At 69.5% G+C, this 19513-nt stretch carries 14 protein-coding genes and 3 pseudogenes; 13 read left to right on the top strand and 4 right to left on the bottom strand.

What is annotated here, in order from left to right; all coding sequences use genetic code 11:
* Positions 1-17: 17 nt before the first annotated feature.
* A complete protein-coding gene (locus ABZS61_RS17875; protein ID WP_356421375.1) occupies positions 18-491 on the bottom strand; it encodes a carboxymuconolactone decarboxylase family protein in 474 nt (157 codons plus the stop codon).
* A gap of 659 nt (positions 492-1150) precedes the next feature.
* On the opposite strand from ABZS61_RS17875, the gene ABZS61_RS17880 reads away from it, so the two are divergent.
* The 3 genes from ABZS61_RS17880 (at position 1151) to ABZS61_RS17890 (ending at position 5596) form a co-directional block, all read left to right on the top strand.
* A complete protein-coding gene (locus ABZS61_RS17880; RefSeq protein WP_356421378.1) occupies positions 1151-1870 on the top strand; it encodes an alpha/beta hydrolase in 720 nt (239 codons plus the stop codon).
* 525 nt (positions 1871-2395) lie between these two features.
* Complete coding sequence (locus tag ABZS61_RS17885) at positions 2396-4885, top strand: SpoIIE family protein phosphatase (RefSeq protein WP_356421381.1); 2490 nt, start codon at positions 2396-2398, stop codon at positions 4883-4885.
* Positions 4886-5110: 225 nt separating this feature from the next.
* Complete coding sequence (locus tag ABZS61_RS17890) at positions 5111-5596, top strand: MarR family transcriptional regulator (RefSeq protein ID WP_356421384.1); 486 nt, start codon at positions 5111-5113, stop codon at positions 5594-5596.
* 369 nt (positions 5597-5965) lie between these two features.
* Here the strand turns inward: ABZS61_RS17890 and ABZS61_RS17895 are convergent, their stop codons facing one another.
* Positions 5966-6616 (bottom strand): NAD(P)H-dependent oxidoreductase, encoded by a 651-nt coding sequence (locus ABZS61_RS17895; protein WP_356421387.1) that lies wholly within the window; start codon positions 6614-6616, stop codon positions 5966-5968.
* A 139-nt stretch (positions 6617-6755) separates the two neighbouring features.
* On the opposite strand from ABZS61_RS17895, the pseudogene ABZS61_RS17900 reads away from it, so the two are divergent.
* The 9 genes and pseudogenes from ABZS61_RS17900 to ABZS61_RS17940 form a co-directional block, all read left to right on the top strand.
* Positions 6756-7418: pseudogene (locus ABZS61_RS17900) on the top strand (nitroreductase); the annotation flags it as partial.
* 431 nt (positions 7419-7849) lie between these two features.
* A complete protein-coding gene (locus ABZS61_RS17905) occupies positions 7850-8752 on the top strand; it encodes a patatin-like phospholipase family protein (RefSeq protein WP_356421390.1) in 903 nt (300 codons plus the stop codon).
* Positions 8749-9972, top strand: coding sequence for a macrolide family glycosyltransferase (locus ABZS61_RS17910; RefSeq protein ID WP_356421393.1), 1224 nt, complete (start codon positions 8749-8751; stop codon positions 9970-9972). The genes ABZS61_RS17905 and ABZS61_RS17910 overlap by 4 nt, the downstream gene beginning before the upstream one ends.
* A gap of 3 nt (positions 9973-9975) precedes the next feature.
* Positions 9976-10458 (top strand): hypothetical protein, encoded by a 483-nt coding sequence (locus ABZS61_RS17915; RefSeq protein ID WP_356421396.1) that lies wholly within the window; start codon positions 9976-9978, stop codon positions 10456-10458.
* A complete protein-coding gene (locus ABZS61_RS17920) occupies positions 10455-11387 on the top strand; it encodes a hypothetical protein (protein WP_356421399.1) in 933 nt (310 codons plus the stop codon). The genes ABZS61_RS17915 and ABZS61_RS17920 overlap by 4 nt, the downstream gene beginning before the upstream one ends.
* Before the next feature lie 571 nt (positions 11388-11958).
* A pseudogene (locus ABZS61_RS17925) lies at positions 11959-12120 on the top strand (RNA polymerase subunit sigma-24); the annotation flags it as partial.
* Between the two features lie 577 nt (positions 12121-12697).
* Entirely contained in the window at positions 12698-13192 is a 495-nt protein-coding gene (locus tag ABZS61_RS17930) for a MarR family winged helix-turn-helix transcriptional regulator (RefSeq protein ID WP_356421402.1), read from the top strand.
* 112 nt (positions 13193-13304) lie between these two features.
* Positions 13305-15419: an MMPL family transporter gene (locus ABZS61_RS17935; protein ID WP_356421405.1), complete on the top strand. Its 2115-nt coding sequence runs from the start codon at positions 13305-13307 to the stop codon at positions 15417-15419.
* Between the two features lie 181 nt (positions 15420-15600).
* Positions 15601-15954 (top strand): annotated as a pseudogene (locus tag ABZS61_RS17940) (chorismate mutase); the annotation flags it as partial.
* Between the two features lie 5 nt (positions 15955-15959).
* On the opposite strand, the gene ABZS61_RS17945 reads toward ABZS61_RS17940, so the two are convergent.
* The gene (locus tag ABZS61_RS17945; protein ID WP_356421408.1) at positions 15960-17588 is read right to left on the bottom strand and encodes an IS200/IS605 family accessory protein TnpB-related protein; all 1629 of its coding nucleotides are present in this window, start codon (positions 17586-17588) and stop codon (positions 15960-15962) included.
* A 174-nt stretch (positions 17589-17762) separates the two neighbouring features.
* On the opposite strand from ABZS61_RS17945, the gene ABZS61_RS17950 reads away from it, so the two are divergent.
* The gene (locus ABZS61_RS17950) at positions 17763-17972 is read left to right on the top strand and encodes a hypothetical protein (RefSeq protein ID WP_356421411.1); all 210 of its coding nucleotides are present in this window, start codon (positions 17763-17765) and stop codon (positions 17970-17972) included.
* A gap of 41 nt (positions 17973-18013) precedes the next feature.
* Here ABZS61_RS17950 and ABZS61_RS17955 read toward each other — a convergent pair whose 3' ends face one another.
* Positions 18014-19333: a geranylgeranyl reductase family protein gene (locus ABZS61_RS17955; RefSeq protein WP_356421413.1), complete on the bottom strand. Its 1320-nt coding sequence runs from the start codon at positions 19331-19333 to the stop codon at positions 18014-18016.
* Positions 19334-19513 lie beyond the last annotated feature (180 nt).

Raw genomic sequence — 19513 nt, forward strand, 5'->3', positions numbered from 1 at the left:
GGCGACGCCGGTTCGTCTCAGCCGAACATGCCGGGCTTGTAGTCCCCGCCGGGCTGCTGGTTGATCACGTTGATGCGGTTGTAGGCGTTGATGATCGCGAGCAGTGAGATCAGCGCAGCGAGCTGGTCCTCGTCGAAGTACTTGGCGGCATTCGCCCAGACGTCGTCCGTGACACCGCCCGCGGCGTCCGCGATGCGGGTGCCCTGCTCGGCTATCTCCAGGGCCGCCCGCTCTGCATCGGTGAAGACCTTGGCCTCGCGCCAGACCGCCACCAGGTTCAGACGCTGCTGCAGCTCACCTGCGGCGATGGCGTCCTTGGTGTGCATGTCGGTGCAGAAGCCGCAGCCGTTGATCTGGCTGGCGCGGATCTTCACCAGTTCCTGGGTCACGATCGGCAGGGTCGAATCGGCAACCACCTTGTTGGCCGAGTTGAGGTGCTTCATGACCTTGCCGGCGAGAGCATTGCCGAAGTAGTTGATGCGCGATTCCATGGTGGGATCTCCTCGGTGTAGAGACAGTTACACCGAACTGACCGGATCACCCGGCGAGCCGTGACAGCGACGTGCAGTGACGTACGTCTCCCTCGGGCCTTCGCCCCACGGTGCGGGCCGCTCCGGGTGCCCCCGGGCACCGGCCATGTGCGGCGGCGCACACGGCAATGTGTGGGAGTGGCGCGCCTACCCCGGTTTCAGCGTCCCGGTCGCAGACCTGGTCGACGAATGCACTCTCGACGACGACCACGCCGAGAAGAGGGGCGTCGGCCTCCCGCGGCGCCACATCCGGTGGGTCGCCCCATCGCCTGTTCGGCCGACGGCCCCAACCGCCGTACGGGCGAAACAGTTTCCCGCGCGTCGCTCCTGGACAAAGCACCGCGATCGTCCCTGCACCGGAGGGCATTCCGCACGGTGCGCCGCTCATCCGGCGGACGGAGAGTCACGAGTGGAGGCGGCCCACCACCCTTCAATTCCGTGCGGTGCTGTGAGACATCACCTTGCTCCCGTCGCGTGTCACATCCAGGAGGTCCGCTCGGTCATACAGGGTGAATCGGCCTATTCGTGCGATGTCGCTGCTGAAGTAGCGAGCACGGTTCAGGCCTCACCCGTACGCCCGACAGCGCGCGTATGCATGCATGTCTCTGAAAGGAATCACCATGAGTGAACAGAAGCCGACCGTCGTTCTCGTACACGGCGCGTTCGCGGACTCCTCCAGCTGGAACGGCGTCGTGGAGGAGCTCCAGTCGCACGACTTCCCTGTGGTGGCCGCCGGCAACCCGCTGCGCGGACTCACCAGCGACGCCGAGTACGTCAGGCAGCTCGTGGCCTCGATCCAGGGCCCCGTAGTCCTCGCCGGGCACTCCTACGGTGGCGCCGTCATCAGCAACGCCGCGAAGGGCCTCGACAACGTCAAGGCGCTCGTTTTCGTCGCGGCGTTCGTGCCTGACGAGGGTGAGAGCGCGGTGGACCTCGCGGGCAGGTTCCCCGGCAGCAGCCTCGGTGAGGCGCTCCACCCGGTGCCTCTCACGCTCCCCGACGGCAGTCAGACCGCGGACCTGTATATCGAGATGGGCAAGTTCCACCACCAGTTCGCCGCCGACGTTCCAGAGGAAACGGCGGCCCTCATGGCTGCCACCCAGCGTCCCGTGACCAACGCCGCCCTGACCGAAGGCGCCTCCGCCCCGGCATGGAAGGAGATCCCGTCCTGGGTTCTCGTGGCTACGGAGGACCTGAACATCCCGCTGCAGACGCAGATCTTCATGGCCGAGCGGGCCGAGGCCACGTCTGTCGCCGTCACCGCCTCTCACGCGGTGAGCGTGTCGCACCCCGGAGACGTCGCACGGCTGATCAACGAGGCGGCGCGGGCCACCGCTTGAGCGCAGGAGGGCCGTGCCCGATCGCCGAGCTCTGTGCAGGGGCGCCTGGTTGCACGATGCGACCGGGCGCCCCGGCACAGAGCGAGGCAACCAAGTGCCCGTCCGCCTGAGTTCATTCGCGCCCAGGGCGCCGAGCCCGTCCAGTGATCGCACCGGTCGGCGGGGCTTCCTCGCCCGGTGGCAGGGCACCTGCGAGATTCCCGCGAGCCCGGAGTCGGTGAGCCTCCCCGTCGCCGGGCTCGCCGCAGCCTGCCGGGCATCAGCCCGCCTCGCAGTGGACAACACCCGGGTGGCCCCAACTCAGCTGCGGATGCCGCGGTGTCACACAGCAGAGTCCCATCCGGTCAATTACCCAAAAGGGGCATAGGGCAGCCAGTTCGGTGACTGCGTCTCCGCGGGGATCGAGAACGCTGACGGGCCGCTCAAGTGCCCACCCTGCCGTGGTTCCTGGGCTCGCAGCCGTCCGTGCATCCGCTCGTGGCCCGTATCGGTCCCCTCCCACCTATCTGAGGGCAGTGTTTCCCCATGACCAGTACTGACGATGTGACACTCGGTCGTAAAGATCCGAAGACGCGTGAGACATCCGAGCCGGCGATCGCGATGGTCGACGAGCAGGGGACGGTGGTCGCGTGGACGCAGGCCGCCGAGCGGCTTGTCGGGTACTCGGCCGGGGACGTGATGGGTCGGTCTGTTGTACTCGTACTGCCGTGCTCCGAGGCAGCGCCGACGATGTCGGCGTACGTCGAGCAGTGCCGTACCCAGAACGGCTGGCCGGGCGCGACGGCGGTCCGCCACCGAAACGGTCGCATGCTTGACGTCGACCTGCGGATCTCGATGTTGCGGGGGCAGGACGAATCGATCCGATGGCTCATGTCCGTGAGCGACGTGGGCACGCCCGTCGGCCAGGCGGTGAACGGATCCGCGCGGGAGTCGCTTCTCATCCGCACGCCGATCGGCATCTCTGTTCGTGACCCGCAGCTGCGTTGCGCCTGGGTGAACGACGCGATGGAGAGTCACGACGGTATATCCCGCGACCGAAGGCTCGGCCGTCGTTCTGCCGATGTACTGCCCGGTGCCGAACGCGATGCGTTGGAGGCGGTGATGCGGCAGGTACTGGAGAGCGGCACCACCAGGGTCCACGAGTACCGGCGGCCCAAGCCCGCGGCGGGTCCGCTTCGCGAGCACACGTTCGCCGCTTCGTCCTCCTGCCTCCAGGACGCCGACGGCAGAGCGCTGGGAGTGTGCACCATCGACGTCGATGTCACGGAGAGGCGGCGGTTGCGCGAGCGCCTCGCCGCCCTCGGCCAGGCCGGTATGCGCCTGGGCAGAACTCTGGACCTGATGCAGACCAGCCAGGAACTGGCTGACATTGCCGTGACACTGTTCGCCGACTACGCAGCAGTCGACCTGGAGCAGCCGGTCCCGTTCGGCGAAGGGCCCCCGGTCCGCGTCGGTCCGATGGGCCGACGCCTGTCCGCTTTCCGGCGGGCCGGGGTGGCCTCGATCCACGAAGGGGCCCCGGAGTCGCCGTGGGTGCGCGGTGAGCCGGTCCCCATGCCGCCTGCTTCGCCCATCGCTGACGCCCTGCACACCGGCAGGTCCCACCTGGAGCCGATCGTGGACACCGCTCCAGGCACCTGGATCGACCGGGACCCCGTGAGGGCGCAGAAGATCCATGAGAGCGGCGTGCACTCTCTGATGGTCGTACCCATCCGCGCGCGACAGGCCCTGCTGGGGGTGGCCTTCTTCCTTCGCACCGGAAACCCGGCGCCGTTCCAAGAGGTCGACCGGCTCCTGGCCGAAGAACTCGTCAGCCGGGCCGCGGAGTCGTTGGACAACGGACGCCAGTACGCGCGGGAACACTCCGTGGCTCTTACGCTTCAACGGCAGTTGCTCCCGCACCGTCTGAGGGGCGGTGTCGCGGTCGAGGCGGCCTCGCGCTACCTGCCCGCGGATATGGACCGCGGCGTCGGAGGTGATTGGTTCGACGTGATCCCACTGTCCGGCGCCAGGGTGGCCCTCGTCGTCGGTGATGTGGTGGGGCACGGCATCAACGCCGCCGCGACCATGGGCAGGCTCCGTACCGCCGTCCACACGCTTGCCGACATGGAACTGCCCCCCGACGAGGTGCTGGCCCACCTCGATGACACGGTGCAGCGACTGGCGGAGGAGGACGCCGACGTTCCGGACCAGCGCTCCGCCGCAGTGGGTGCGACGTGTGTCTACGCCGTCTACGATCCGGTCACGCGGAAGTGCACCATGGCAGCGGCCGGACACCCTCCGCCCGCGATCGTCGACCCGCAGGGCGGGGTCACCTTCGCCGATCTTCCCAGCGGCACGCCGCTCGGCACCGGGTTGGGGGTCCCCTTCGAGTCCGTGGAGCTCGAACTGCCCGAGGGAAGCCTCATCGCCCTGTACACCGACGGCCTGATCGAGTCCCGTGATCACGACATCGATGTGGGAATGAACCGTCTGGGGGCTGCTCTGGCGCAACCGGGCCGATCCCTGGAGGACCTGTGCAGCCGGGCGATGGATACCTTCCCGGGTCGGGGGCCGTCCGACGACGTCACCCTGCTCGTCGTCCGGACTCGTTCCCTCAGCCCGGACCGCGTCGCCTCCTGGACATTGCCGAACGATCGGACTGCTGCCCGCTCGGCCCGGCAGGTGGCGGCCGGCCAGCTGGCCGAATGGGGCTTGGAAGGGGTCGAAGGCCCCACGAAGCTCATCGTCAGCGAACTGGTCACGAACGCAGTCCGCTACAGCACCGGTCCGATCCATCTGCGTCTCATCCAGCATCAGGTCCTGACCTGTGAAGTGTCCGATACCGACGTCTGCTCCCCACGTCTGCGTCGCGCGCGCACCGTCGACGAGAACGGCCGCGGGCTCAGCCTTGTCGCCCACCTGTCCCGCCGATGGGGATCCCGCTCGATACCGGACGGCAAGGTCGTCTGGGCTGAAGAGGACCTGGTTTCCGCACGCCCTCACGCGCGCGGAGTTCCGGCACGCCGCCCGTAACCCCTCAAGGGCAACCGGATCCCCCTCGATGCATCGCGTCGCTCGTGCCGGCGCGAGGCCTGGCCGACCGTGCCGAAGTGTGACCACTGCAGATGATGGCCGTTGCCGGGGCCGTGCGCGTGTGGTCCTGGCCGGGTCCTTGAGGCGCGGAGCGAGGTGTAGCCGCAATCAACTAATGTCGTTCGATATCGTATCGATTGAAAAGATGGCTGGTAATCTGCCCTCATGGGCACCGACGCTTCTGATCACACCACCGCCTCGCGTGCGACCGACCGCCCGGGGGATGCCTCGCCATTCGCTCTCGGCCTGCTGCTGCGCCGGGCGCACTGGCGCGCGGCCGCAGTAATGGCTGAGGCGCTTCGGCCGCTCGGCGTCGAGCTGCGGCATTTTGCCGTGCTGATGGTGCTGGTCGACCGTGGCGCCACGGTGCAGCGGGACCTGGCGGCGGAGACGGGGACGGACAAGGCGGGCATCATGCGCGTGGTGGACGATCTTGAGCGTAGAGGGCTGGCGGTACGCAAGGCTGTTCCGGGGGACCGGCGGGCAAGGGCAGTCGAGATCACGGATCAGGGCGTCGAGCTTTTCGATGCAGCTCACGTGGCGGCGGCGCCACTGGCTGAGCGGATGATCTCCGACCTGGATCCTGGTGAGCCCGAGAAGCTGAAGGACCTGCTGATCCGCTTTGCCTATCCCGCTGACGGTGAGGCGTAAGCGCGTCCCTGCGCCCTTTGCCCCTTGGGCGCGCGTCGCCGGCCTTTGCGGCTGCCGCCGCGAACCCGGCCTCGGGATGCGGCCTCGCAACCACACGCCTGACCTGGCTGCCGCGGCAGTCGTGGCTCGTACCGGGGGCCGAGCTGTCCCCGCACCGCGCAGCCCATGTGAGCGGCGGTGTGCCTTTCGCGCTCGCGGGCAGCTCTTTCGTCTCGATGCGCGGCCAGGGCTGCGCAGGCCGTAGCCCTCGGCGCCCGGCCGCTGTCCCCCAGGGGTAATTCGCCACCGTCACCTTCCGGGAGGCGCAGTCGAGGAAGGCGTTCCGTGACGCCCTGGATCGAGGCGCCACGGGGCGTCCATACCCGGGGCCTACGCGGCGAGGCGCTCCGCGAGATCCTTGGCCTTGGTGGCCGCGTCCTCGAAGGCGCGCTCGCGAGAGGCCCGATAGAGAGGCATCAGTTCGGACATGGCCGGGTTCCGGGGGGCCATGGTGAGTTCCGGGACGATGAAATCGACGTCCAGACCCAGGATGCCCCCCAGGACGGCCTCCAGATAGTTCTGCACGTACTCGCAGCTCTCCTTCGGTGTGCCCGGCGCGTAGGAGCCTCCTCGGCTGGCGACGACGGTGACGGGGGTGCCCTGGGCGGAGGGCTTCTCGCCCGCGGTGCGGCCGGGCAGGATCACGTTGTCCAGCCACGCCTTGAGGGTCGACGGGATCGAATAGTTGTACATCGGGGCGCCGATCAGGACGGCGTCCGCCTGCTCCAGCTCCTCGATGAGCCTCACGCGCGCTGCGAAGGCGGCGGACTGCTCCGGGGTGTGCGCGGACGCGGCGGTGAATCCGGCAGTGAAAGCGTCGGCGGTGATGTGCGGGACAGGGGTGGCGGCGACGTCGCGGTAGAGCACGGTGCCCTCCAGGTGCTGCTCCTCCCATGCGCTGCGGAAGGCTTCCGCGACCGAACGCGAGGAGGACGCCTTGCCGGGAAAAGCGGACGAGTCGATGTGCAGCAGTGTGGCCATGGGCTTCCTTCGAAGAGTGGTCCCCGGGGCGGGGAATCAAGGGCCGACTGCGCAGCGGAGATGGTTGCATGCGCGATTGTATTGAATGATACCATCGCGAGTGTAACCAAGGTTGATGTGTCGAGTGGATGGGATGGCGATGGTCGACGTCTATGAAGCGGTCACGAGCCGACGGGCGGTGCGTGGATACACCGACCGGCCCGTCCCGAGGGAGGTGCTCGAGCGCGTGCTGTCCGCCGCGGCCTGGGCGCCGTCTGCGTCGAACCTCCAGCCGTGGCGTGCCTTCGTGCTGACGGGCGCGCCGCTGGCCGAACTCAAGAAACGCGTCGGCAGGCGCGTCTCGGCGGGTGGCCACTGGGACGAGCCGGAGTACGAGCAGTACCCGCCCGCACTGAAGTCCCCGTATCGCGAACGTCGATCCGCCTTCGGCGAGCAGCGCTACGGCGCACTCGGCGTTGGCCGCGACGACCTGGAGGCGCGCCAGAGGGCCGCCACCGCGAACTGGGAATGCTTCGGCGCGCCCGCCGCCCTGTTCTGCTACATCGACCGCGACCTGGGCCGGCCCCAATGGGCTGACGTCGGCATGTACTTGCAGACCGTCATGCTGCTCCTCCGCGCCGAGGGGCTGCACAGTTGCGCGCAGATGGCGTGGGCGAAGTATCACAGGACCGTCGCCGAGGTCCTCACGCCCCCGGACGAGCTCATGCTCTTCTGTGGGATGTCGATCGGGTTCGAAGACGTGACGGTGGGTGAGACCCGAACGGGCCGGGCGCCGCTCGACAGGACGGTCACATTCGTCGACACGGTGGACCACTCAGGCCGAGTTCGCTCCACGTCGGGGACGGCGGCGAACTCCTCGACCTCGAAGCCTTGTGGTCCAGGAGCCGGAGCCGCGGATCTCGGGAGGCGCCATGCGCCCGGAGGCCGACTGGCGCGGCGCATCTCCACGCGTATCAATGGCGCCTTCACCGAACGGATCCGGCGGTTGGTGTCACAGATCGGGCTGCCGCCCGGACATGGCTGAGAAAGCAAACTCGATTCCGTGCTGTGGTGAGAACGTTGATCAGAAAGATTGCTTGTGGTCGGAGACCGGTCCCATGGGCCCGCTCCGGCTTCAGTGGGAGCGTCTCGACGAGTGGTCGTGGCCATGAGTGGCCTCGAACCCCGACGAGCGACCAAGGGGCGCCTCCCCTGTCACCGAGCCTGCCGCCCCAGGGGCCCGCGGCGTCCGGCTTGCACGCACTTCCCCGTCCCGTCGCCGTCGTGGTGGGCGCCGGTGGCGTGCTCGGAGCGGCGCATGTCGGTATCGGATGCGCGTTGGAGCAGCGCGGATTTGTCCCCGACATGATCATCGGTACCTCGGTGGGCGCCCTCAACGGGGCCATCGCGGCCGCCCACCCCGAGAGTGCCGCGCCGTGGCTGGACCACGTATGGACCCGGTTGCGTCGGCGTGAGGTCTATCCGCTCGGCTGGCCGTCGTCACGGGCCGGCATCTTCACCGATCGCGGCCTGCGTCGACTGATTGCCCACTCCGGGCTGCCGTCTCGTATCGAGCAACTGGCCGTCCCGTTCACTGCCGTGGCGATGGATCTGAGCACCGGTGCTCCGGCGTTGCTCGACCACGGAAACCTCGAGTCAGCGCTGCTCGCCAGCGCGGCCGTTCCCGGGATCCTGCCTCCGGTGAACCGGGACGGCAGGACGCTCGTCGACGGCGGAGTGATCGCCTATGTCCCCGTTCTGGCGGCCCTGCAGGCCGGGGCGGCCAGCGTGGTGGTGCTGGCGACCGGGCCGGAGTGCTCGCCGTTGAGCCCGACCGTCCCGCGCCTGCGGGCCGGGGCGATCGCCGCCAGAGCAGGGCTGCTGTTGATGCACCATCAGATCGAGCGCGATGTGCAGGAGGTGGCGCGTCGCATTCCGACCGTCGTGCTGCCGACCGGCATCGATGCCTGGCCCGCCCCTTGGGACTTCGGTCACTCCCAGCGGCTGATCAGCACCGCTTCCCGTACCGCCGGACGCTTTCTCGACGAGCTGCACGTCAGTGGGCCAGGGCTGTATCGGCTCGACGGCCCTCCGACGGAGGCGTCGGCAGGCCCGGGCGAGGCATCGAGTTCCTCAGTATCGGAGGTTGCCCTGTGAGTACCATCGCGTTTCTCAACATCGCCATGCATGGACGCGTCAACCCGACGCTGCCGGTGGTCGCCGAGCTCGTTCGGCGCGGCCACTCCGTCACGTACCACACCTCGCCCGCCTTCCGTGAGGAGATCGAGGCTGTCGGCGCGACGGTGTGCCTCTACCCCGGGGGCGACCAGCCGCTCCCCGATCCACCGACGCCGGTCACATTGATCGAGGGGCTTGCAAGCACGGCCGCCCGCCTGCTGCCCGCGGTGCTCACCGACCTGCGCCGCATCCGGCCCGCCCTGATCGTGCACGACAACGCCTGTTTGTGGGGCGCGGTCGCCGCCCGCGAACTCAAGGTCCCGGCGGCGTCGTCGTTCACCACGTTCGCTTTCAACCGGCACGTGCCCAGCCCCACCCGAGGCTCGCGGGAGCTGCTGGCCGCAGCGGCGGCTCGACCGGGCAGCGTCCAGGGATACCTGCGGTCGCGCCGGGGGCTGCGCCGCCGCTACGACATGGGTGGGCTGCCCCTGCTCGACCTGGGGAACATCCGCCAGCCGCTCAATCTCGTCTACACCTCGCGGGAGTTCCAGCCCGACGCCGCAGATTTCGACGGGTCCTACCGGTTCGTAGGACCGAGCATCGGCGCCCGTCCGGTCGACCCGTCGTTCCCGGTGGATCGGCTCCGGGGCCCGGTGCTCTACGCGTCGCTGGGCACGGTGTTCAACGCCGACCCGCAGCTTCTGCGTACGTTCGCCACCGCGCTCGCGACACTGGGCGGCACCGTCATCGTCTCCACCGGGCAGACCGATCCCGCCGCACTGGGTCCGTTGCCCGCGAATGTGCTCGCCCGCCGCTTCGTTCCGCAACCCGAGGTGCTCGCCCGCGCGGCGCTGTTCGTCACCCACGGCGGGATGAACAGCGTCAACGAGGCCATGTACGCCGGGGTCCCGATGCTGGTGGTCCCACAGGGCGCGGACCAGCCGATGGTGGCCCGTCGCGTCGCAGAGCTCGGCGCCGGCCTGTCGATCAGGACCGGGGACGTGACCCAGGAATCCGTAACCGCCCTCGCCGGGCGCCTTCTCCACGACCCCCGGTTCCGGGCAGCCGCCACCACACTGCAGGTTGCCCAGCACGAGGCGGGTGGGTATCGGCGCGCCGCCGACGCATTCGAACGGTACCTGTATGAAACAGGCTCGGCCGGTCGGCCGGCTCCTGTCGATCCGTCACAGAGAGGCTGAGCCATGGCACTCGTCGTCCTGTTGCTGTTCGCCGGAGTGTCGGAGGCCGCCGGGCGCATCCTGCCCCTGGCAGTGCGCCGACCCGGCATGTCGCGGACTCGGGTGGCAGCGCTGCTCTGTGCCGGCGGCCTCGTCGAGGGCGCTGTGTTCGCGTTGTGGCCGCTGACCGCGTGGACCCTGGCCGAGCTGGTGCTGTCCCCTGCACCGACGGGCGCCGGGTTGGCCTGGACACCGGATCTGGTCGCTCCGCTGGTGTTGGCTGCCGTCCTTGCGTTCCCCCTGCTCGGGCCCCTCCTCCACCTGTTGCTCTTTGTGGGGGTCGGAGCCGGACTGGCGGGTCCGCTCGCCGCGGCGACGGAGCTGGGCTGGTGGGGCGCCGCTGGTTGCGTGACCGTCGCCGGGGCCGGGCTCGGTGTCGCCGTAGAGGCTGTTCGGCGTCTGGTCGTGAGGATCAGCGCGGCCGAGGCGCGGGGGCCGATCTCATGAATGCCTTCCTGCTCTGGGTCTTCGCGATCGGGCCGGCTCTCCTCGCCGAAGCACTGCTCGCCCGCTACGAGGTACTGGCCTACGGGGCCGGCTGGCGGGCGCCCGTCGATCAACTTCCGGCGGGTGTGCCCTACGCGCGGGGAGCGGCGCCCGACAGTCCTCCGCATGCCTACCTGGTCTACCTGGACGGCATCGGCAAGCGCCGCGTCCGCGACAGCCGGGACGGCGGCCAGCTGGTCAAGGCGTTGATCGCCGGAGCGCCGGAGCTGCGGGTGCTGGGCCAGGTACAGCCCTACTCGCCACTCGCCGACCCGCTTGCCGAGCGACCGGTGTGGGCGTGGCTGCGCCGCCGCACCGAGCTGCTGCTGTTCCTGCACAATGTCATGCAGATCTTCGTCGCCGCCGACCAGCGGTACCGCCCCTTGTACAACCGGGCCGTCGGATCCCAGATTTCCACGCAGCTCCGGCTCGCGGGCTATCAGCCCGACAGCGGCATTCCCGTGGTGCTGCTCAGCTACAGCGGCGGTGCCCAGGTCGCAAGCGGCGCGGTCGACGAACTGCACACCCGGCTGCGATGCCCGCTCCTGCTGATCACCCTCGGTGGGTTCCACAACGGCGCCAACGACCTCGGCCGAGCCGAGCACCTGCACCGCCTGACCAGTGCGAGCGACCGGATCGAGCGAGTCGGTACCTGGATCTTCCCTCAGCGCTGGCGCCTGGTCAGGGGCAGCGCATGGAACCGGGCCGACCGTGCGGGAAAGATCACCGTGCACCGACTCGACCCGGCCACGCACGTCGGGCCGCACAGCTACATCAGCACGACGGCTCGGCTGCCTGACGGCCGCAGCCACCTCGACCGGACGGCCGACACCGTGATCTCGCTCATCCGCGCCCATCACGGCGCGACCGTGGCCACGGATCACCCGTAGCCATGAGCGCCTCGGCCGGAGTGCGTAGTGCAGGTCGGCCGGGCTGGGAACCGCGACCGTCACGTCGCCGACCGGATGGCCCCCGGAGGAATCCATGGGCAACGGAGTCGAGAACCCCAGCCGCAGTGCCGGCGCCGCCTGTGGGAGGCGGACCTCACCCGCTCGATCTTCCGGCGGTGGCGGCCGAGCCGTTCTCCGGACCTCTGTTTCCCGGGTCCGTCTCCCCGCTGCCACGAGACTCCCCGCCCCTGCCCGACCAGGGCAGGGGCGCGTCACGCCGCTCGAGGCGGAGAGGCAGTCCCCGACGCGTCCGATGTGGGCTGCATCTCATCCGCGGGCTGTTACGGGGGAGGCGCGGCCGGTGTCTCAATGCCGAGTCCACAACACATGGGAGACATGATGAACGGGAACGTCGAGATAGTCGTGATCGGTGGCGGGTAAGGGGGCGTGACGGCGGCGAACAGTCTGGCGCGGCGCGAGGGTGTGTCCGTGACCGTGGTCAATCCGCGTCCCGAGTTCGTCGAACGGATCCGCCTGCACGAGCGCGTGACCGGCTCTGATGACGCGACCGACGATGATCAACGGCAACCCCGGAATCATCCTGCGCCTGGACGGCGTGATCGACGGTGTGCTGGCCTGCCGCGCGGAGAACGCCCGCGTCACGGGCCTCTACTACGTCCGCAACTCCGAAAAGCTCACCCGCGTCGAGTCCGAAACCACCCTCACCTCCCGCTGCCAGTCCCCGCGCCGGGCCGGCTCGCGCCGACGGAGCGAACATCTCCCCCTGCGATCTCCTCCAACCGGCCCCGCCACGCGGCAATTTCACGCGAACTCTTTGCCGCCAAGGGCTGCTCAGGCCACCCGATGCGGGGGACTGCCCAACAGGCGCAAGTGGGCCGGCGACGGTCCGCCACCCGTTCAACAGCAAGGGTGGCCGGAACCGGGGGAGTGGATCGCCCGGACGTTCCCCTGCTACTGGGAGACGAGTCGACCCGCCCGGCGGCGGAAGCCGGAAGCTGTCTTCCGGACCAGCTTGTCGGACGACGCGATCTGGCCCTTCCGTTTGGATCACGCGGGCTCTCGGGGTTCGACACGTGCCCTCCGAAGCCTTGAGGGCCGGGTGGAACACCTCCGGCGATGTTGTCGATCGCCGACCTCCCCGAGCTCTCGGCTGCGCTCGAGCAGGAGAGACCCCCATCGAGCAGGGGAGGCTGCATCGCGTGGACTCCCTCCACCACCGTGCAGCTGCACGTACCGGACCCGAGACCTGATCAGGCCTGATCCAGATCGGAAGACCCTAGTATGGTCCGGTGGACAGTGCAGACGACGCTCGCGAGGGATCACGCACGGGAGCGTCGGCGGTGCTGGAGCTCCAGGCACTGGCGATGCAGTTGCGCCGAATGACCGGCGAGATCAACCGCCTGGTGCACGCTTTCGCGCACACCCAGGGCCTCCACGCCACGGATGTCCAGGCGCTCGCGGCGATCCTGGACGCGGATGTTCCGATGACTCCCGGCCGGCTGCGTGATCATCTCGGGCTGACCTCCGGTGCGGTGACCGCGTGCCTGGATCGTCTGGAGCGCGTCGGTCACATCCGGCGCTCGCGGGACAGCGCAGACAGGCGCGTCGTGCATCTGCACTACGAGCCCACGGCCAAGGCGGTTGCCCGGTCGTTCTTCATGCCCCTTGCCGAAGCCGCGTCCGCGGCCCGCAGTTCGTCCGATCCGGAAGATCTGGCGGCTACGCTCCGCTTCCTCGCCCGGATGAACACGGAACTCGCCCGTATGCAGGCCCCCCAGCGCTGACCCTCCCATCCGTCCGGCTGCCTTCAGCCGCTGGGCAGGGGCGGCACGCCCATATGTTTCAATGATTGAGATACTCGATGATTGAAAGAGTTTCCCCCTACCCGGGAGCACCATGCCCATCGCGTCGAGGCCGGTTCGCTGGCTGATCCCCGTATTCCTCGTCGTCGCCTGGCTCGCAGTCGGCGGCGCGTTCGGCTCCTACGCCGGGAAACTCGGTGAGGTGGCCACGAACGACCAGGCCTCGTTCCTCCCGCAGAGCGCAGAGTCCACCCGCGTCGTCGAGCAGCAGAAGGCGTTCAGCCGGCAGGAGACCGTCCCCGCCATCGTCGTCTGGACGTCGGAGAAGGATGGCGCGGACCTCGGCCCCGAGCAGCGGCAGGCCGCAACAGCCGCCCTGGACTCGCTCAACGGCGGGCCGGGGGTGGCGGGTGAGGTGACCCCGGCACTGCCCTCGGCCGACGGCCAGGCACTTCAAGGCATCGTCCAGCTGGAATCCGACCTGGAGGACGAGCTCCCCGACACGCTCGAACGCATCCAGAAGGCGGCCGACGGGGTCCCCGGCACACAGGCGCAGGTCGCCGGCCCCGCGGCCAGCCAGGCTGACCTCTCCAAGGCCTTCGCCGGAATCGACGGACTGCTGCTCGGCGTCGCCCTCGTGACGGTGCTGGTCATCCTGCTGCTGGTCTACCGGAGTGTCCTGCTGCCGCTGGTCATCATCATCGGAGCCGTCTTCTCGCTCGGTGTGGCCTGCGCGATCGTGTACGTACTCGCAGACCACGACCTCGTCCGGGTCGACGGCCAGGTCCAGGGGATCCTGTCGATCCTCGTCATCGGCGCCGCCACCGACTACGCCCTCCTCCTCACCGCGCGGTTCCGGGAGGAACTGGGCCGCCACTCCGACCGGTGGACCGCGATGCGCGCCGCGCTGCGCGAGTCCGCGGGACCGATCGTCGCCAGCGCCGCCACCGTCGCCCTGGGGCTGCTCGCCCTGCTGCTCAGCGACCTGACCAACAACCGCGCCCTCGGGCCGGTGGGCGCCATCGGCATCGTCTGCGCCGTCCTGAGCACGCTCACCTTCCTGCCCGCCGTCCTGGTGCTGCTCGGCAGGACCGCGTACTGGCCCGCCAAGCCGAAGAAGGGCGAAGCCGAATCGGGTTCGGCGGGAATCTGGTCGCGGATCGCGGCCCTGGTCGACCGGGCCCCGCGCAAGGTGTGGGGCGTCACCCTGATCGTCCTTCTCGCCTGCGCCGCCTTCATGCCGACGCTCAACTCGAAGGGTGTGCCCCTCGAGGAGATCTTCGTCAACGACGCACCTTCCGTCGCCGCCCAGCAGACCCTGAGCAAGCACTTCCCCGGCGGATCGGGCAATCCCGCCGTGGTGATCGCGGAGGCCGGCCGGGCGGTGGAGGTCGCCGAGGCCGCCGATCAGGTCGACGGCGTCGCGGACGTCTCCGTGGTGACCGTCTCCGGGCGCCCGGGAGTGGGCGAGCCGCTCGTCGTGGACGGCCGGGTCCGTATCGATGCCACGCTGAAGAGCGCGGCCGACAGCGACGCCGCCAAGGAGACCGTGACGCGCCTGCGCGACGCGGTGCACGCGGTGCCCGGCGCGGATGCGCTGGTCGGCGGTTACACCGCGCAGCAGTACGACACCCAGAAGACCGCCGAGAAGGACCGCGCCCTCATCGTGCCGGTCGTCCTCGTGATCATTCTCGTGATCCTCATCGGGCTCCTCCGCTCGCTGCTCATGCCGCTCCTCCTCGTCGCGACGGTGGCACTCAACTTCCTGGCCACCCTCGGGATCTCGTCCCTGGTCTTCCAGCACGTGTTCGGATTCAGCGGTACGGACTCCTCCGTGCCCCTGTACGGATTCGTCTTCCTGGTCGCCCTGGGGGTCGACTACAACATCTTCCTGATGTCCCGGGTCCGCGAGGAGTCCCTGATCCACGGCACACGGCAGGGCGTGCTGCGCGGGCTGACGACCACCGGCGGGGTCATCACCTCGGCCGGTGTCGTCCTGGCGGCCACCTTCGCCGCCCTGGGCGTGATCCCGCTCGCGTTCCTGGTCCAGATCGCGTTCATCGTCGCCTTCGGCGTACTGCTCGACACTCTGGTCGTCCGCTCGCTCCTGGTTCCCGCCCTGGTCAGGGACATCGGACGCGTCGCGTGGTGGCCGGGCGCACTGAGCCGGGAGGACCGGGAGGCGACAGCCGACCGCGGCACGTCCTGAAACCGTCGTGGGCGTTACGGGCGAGCGGCTTCGCCCAGGACGTCGACGACGTGTCACCCGTCTCCGCGTGGGGTCCTCCGCCGCTGCGCCGAGCCCGGCCCGCCCGGCGTGTGACGCCGGGCGGGCCGGCCCGGGACCGTACGATCCGCCCATACAACCGACCGCGTACGCAAAGCGCTCACTGCTCGCCGGTGCGGTCGCGGCCGCCGTCTGCACCGGCTCGGCCGCCGCTGCCTCCGCACCGGCCGCGCCCGCAGCCGGCGTTCGCCACGGCGGGGAGGCCCTCGCCCGGCTCCGCCCGCTCGCCGACCTCTCGGCCCGGCGTCTCGCCACGGCCGAACTCGTCGCCGCCGCCAAGTGGGGGACCGGCAGCCCCGTCGACGACCCGGTCCGCGAGAAACAGGTCCTCGACACGGTGGCGCGGCAGGCCCGCGAAACGGGAGCCGATCCCGGCGCGACGGTACGGATCTTCCGGGACCAGATCGAGGCGAACAAGCTCGTGCAACGCGCGCTGCACCGCAGTTGGGACGCGAACCGTTCCTAGCCAGGACGCATAAGTGAGTCCTGGACCCACTTATGTGTTCTGGGCGCGTCCCGAACGGTGTTGGATGCGCTGGGTTGCCGCTTTCTCGTCCCGTTCGGCGGCACGTCTCTGGGGGCGTGGTCCGTTGCGGGTGGACGGGTTCCCTCACGCCTTCGTGCATCTGGTCCGGCCTGGGCGGTCCGATGCCCGACACGATCACTCCGGTCGTGTGGGGGCGGTGCCGTCCGACGCCGGATCGGATATCCGAGGGCGCGTCGCCCGATCGCGATACCGGCGGCATCGTGACGGGACATTCTGCGGCTGGGTGTGGTCAGCGGTTTCTGCCAGTGCTGCCCACCCCACATCGACGTGTAGGCGGGGTCGACCGCGACGATCGCCAGGCCCTGTTGGGCGGCCATGGAGATGAGCCGGGCCTTGAGCTTCCCGGTCGGGATTCCGGAGATCAGCTGCCGGAATTTCTTGCGGCGGCCGTGCTTCTCCCTCGTCTTCTCCGTGGTGAAGTCGAGGTCCTCGATGCCGATCGTGGTGACGCCGCTCTGCTTGGCCCAGTTGATGAGCCGGGTCAGGGCGTGGCGGATTTGTGCGTCGCGGTGGGTGGTGGTGCCGGACAGGTCGTAGGCGAAACGGTGCGGCTCGCCGACCGGGTTGCCGTGCGGGTCCAGGCGGTAGGCGGCGAAATGGTCGGCGTTGGTGTCCACACCGATCATGCCCCGGGTCCGGGCCGCCTCCAACGAGATGGTCTGCACGAGGGGGCGTTGCCAGGACGCGGTCAGGTACCAGCGGCCACGGTCCACGTCGAGGTGGATACGGTAGGCGACAGCCCGGTTCCCGGCGATCCGGTCGGCCCATTCCACACCCCGATGCGCGAAGCTCACGGTGGCGGTGAGGGTATAGCGGCCGTGCGGAGTGTTGGCCAAGTGTGCGAGCGGGGCAGGCAGTTTGAGGGATACCTGGCCGTCCGGGGTGACGCGGATCGTCTCGTTCCCGAACCTCTTCCCCGACTCACCGTCCGCCGCCAGAAACCAGCGCTCCGCCTCCCACCGCCCACGCCACTGCTCCTCGGTGATCCCAGCCTCGGCCAGGTGATGGCGGGTGTTGAGCAGGGGTTTCCCGCCGCGCACCACACGCACCCGACCGGCCCGCCAGTCCGCGACCACCGCCGTGTGCCGCGCCTCCAAAACTACGAGGCGACGCGACTTCTGGAACCACTCGCCCTTGGACCGGTAGCCACCCGCCGCACGCTTGGTGCCCTTCTGCCCGATCGGGAGGGACAGTCGGTGCTTGAGTGTTCTGATCCCGGCATCGAGGGCGCGGATGTGCGCGGCCTGGCAACGCCGGGCGAGTGCCCACTGGGCATGCGTCGCCTTCGTGATCGCCCCGGCAATCCTCGACGACGACACCCTCGTCAGATCCCGCTTACGCGCTGCCCACGTCTCAGCACTGTGCTCCAGACCGTCCGCACACCGGGCCTTCAGGTCATGGGAGGCAAGCGCTCCCTGGTGTTCACCGACGGCACGCAGGACCTGCTCGTCCTGGGGCGTGAGGTGCTTGAGACGGTCCCGGACTGCCACTCCGGAAGGGCCGGGCACCACGAACGACGCCGCCAACACCCGCACACCACCCACCACAACACCCCCACCCAAGACCCTGTGCCCGTGCCACCAGCACAACGAGCAACCGTCACCAAAGTCACCCATTCGGCCCCCAAACTCCCGTTCCGGTCCCCGCCGGCCTCACTCCCGGGCGCTACAGCTCACAACCCCTCCGGCGCACCGACGGACCGCCCGGACCTCACAGAGGTGCGCGAGGAGATCAACCGCGTCACCATCGGCCTGGTCCGCGCGATCGCCGGCTCCGCGGCAGTACGCGCCGCCCCTTCCTGCGACGGCACGCTGAGGGCCGCCGAAGCATCCGTGCGGCGCGACCTGTCCGTCGACCGCCTCCGTACTGCGGCACTGACGCACGCACTGCGCTCCGTCTGCGCGCGGCCGTTCGCCGGCCCGGCCTGATCGGCCGCCGGCGACCGTCGTCGGCCGCGCAGGGCACGAGGTCAGCGCCTGCGCACCTTCGGTGCCGGGACCAGGCGGACGACGGTGTTGAGCACATGGTCGATCACGTCGTGCGAGGGCTTGTCCGTGAGGTCGGTGAGCATCCGCGCCAGAGTGTTGAGCAGGAACGGTGATCCCATGACGTAGCGGTTGAGGATCGGCTGGAAGCCCGAACGGCTGAAGACGATGTCGGCGGCCGCGTTGCCGAGACGGTAATAGCGACCCCAGCGGCGGTTCATCTCGACCGGGTAGCCGTGCAGCACCCGCTCCCGCCCCGGGCCCGGGGGACGGGCGAGGGCGAGCGTGGCGCTCTCGGCCGCGACCTCGCCGGCCTCCATGGCCTGGCCGATGCCCTCCCCGTTCCAGGGACTGATCATGCCTCCGGAGTCGCCGACGAGGAGGAGACCGCGGGTGTACAGGGGGTGGCGGTTGAACCCCAGGGGCAGCGCCGCGCTCCGGACGGGTCCCTCGGCGTTCTCCTCACTCAGTCCCCAGGCAGGCGGGGTTCGGGCCAGCCACTCGTCCAGCGTGGCCCGCAGGTCCGCGGTTCCGTGCCGTCGGTGGGGCAGTGCGCCGAGCCCGACGTTGACGCGGCCGTCCCCCATGGGAAAGATCCAGCCGTACCCGGGCAGGAAGTGACGGCTGCCCGGGAAGCGGAGATCCGCCCACAGCTCCAGGTACTCCTCCTGGGACCGCTCCGGGCTGCGGTAGTAGCGCCGGGCAGCCGTCGCGATCTGCCTGTTCATGTCCCGCTGCAGGCCCATTCCGAGAGCGAGGCGGGCGGAGGCGCCGTCGGCGGCGATGACGACCGGCGCGCGGAAGACCACCGGCTGCTTGTCCCCGGCTGTGGCGCCCACGCCGGTGATGCGGCCGGCCCGGTCGGTCACGGGCCGGGTCACCTTCACCCCGTTGCGCAGCCGTGCTCCGGCGGCAACGGCGTGGCGGGCCAGGATGTCGTCGAAGTCATGACGGCTGCGCGAGAGGCCGAAGTCCGGATAGCGCCCCAGGGCCGGCCAGTCGATGTGCACCTGATGGTCCCCGGCCACCCATCGCATACCGCGCGAACGCGTCCATCCCGGAGCCTTGATGTCGACACCCATCCGGATGAGCTGGTGCACCGCCCGCGGGGTCAGGCCGTCTCCGCACACCTTCTCCCGAGGGAACTCGGCCTTCTCCAGGAGCAGGACATCGACGCCCGCCCGGGCGAGGTGGAAGGCTGCGGACGAGCCCGCCGGGCCTGCCCCCACCACGATCACGTCGGCTTCTTCGTCCGAGCCGTGAACGGCGCGATCGTCCGGTCGGTCCGGCTTCGTTTCCCGCACGCGGAACCCCTTCCTGGGTCAGCCGGTGCCGTACCGAGGACGGCAGTCGGCCACCTCATCATTGATCAGGACGAGCCGGTGCGGAACACGGCCGGGGTGTCCGGCCGGTGTACGGCGTCGCTCGGCGCGCGAGTATGCCGGGTGGAGCTTACTTTGGGTGTCGAGCTCAGCACGGTCGGC

Origin of the sequence: Streptomyces sp. NPDC005566 (assembly GCF_040605575.1) — a bacterium.
In the GTDB taxonomy this organism is placed as follows: Bacteria; Actinomycetota; Actinomycetes; order Streptomycetales; family Streptomycetaceae; genus Streptomyces.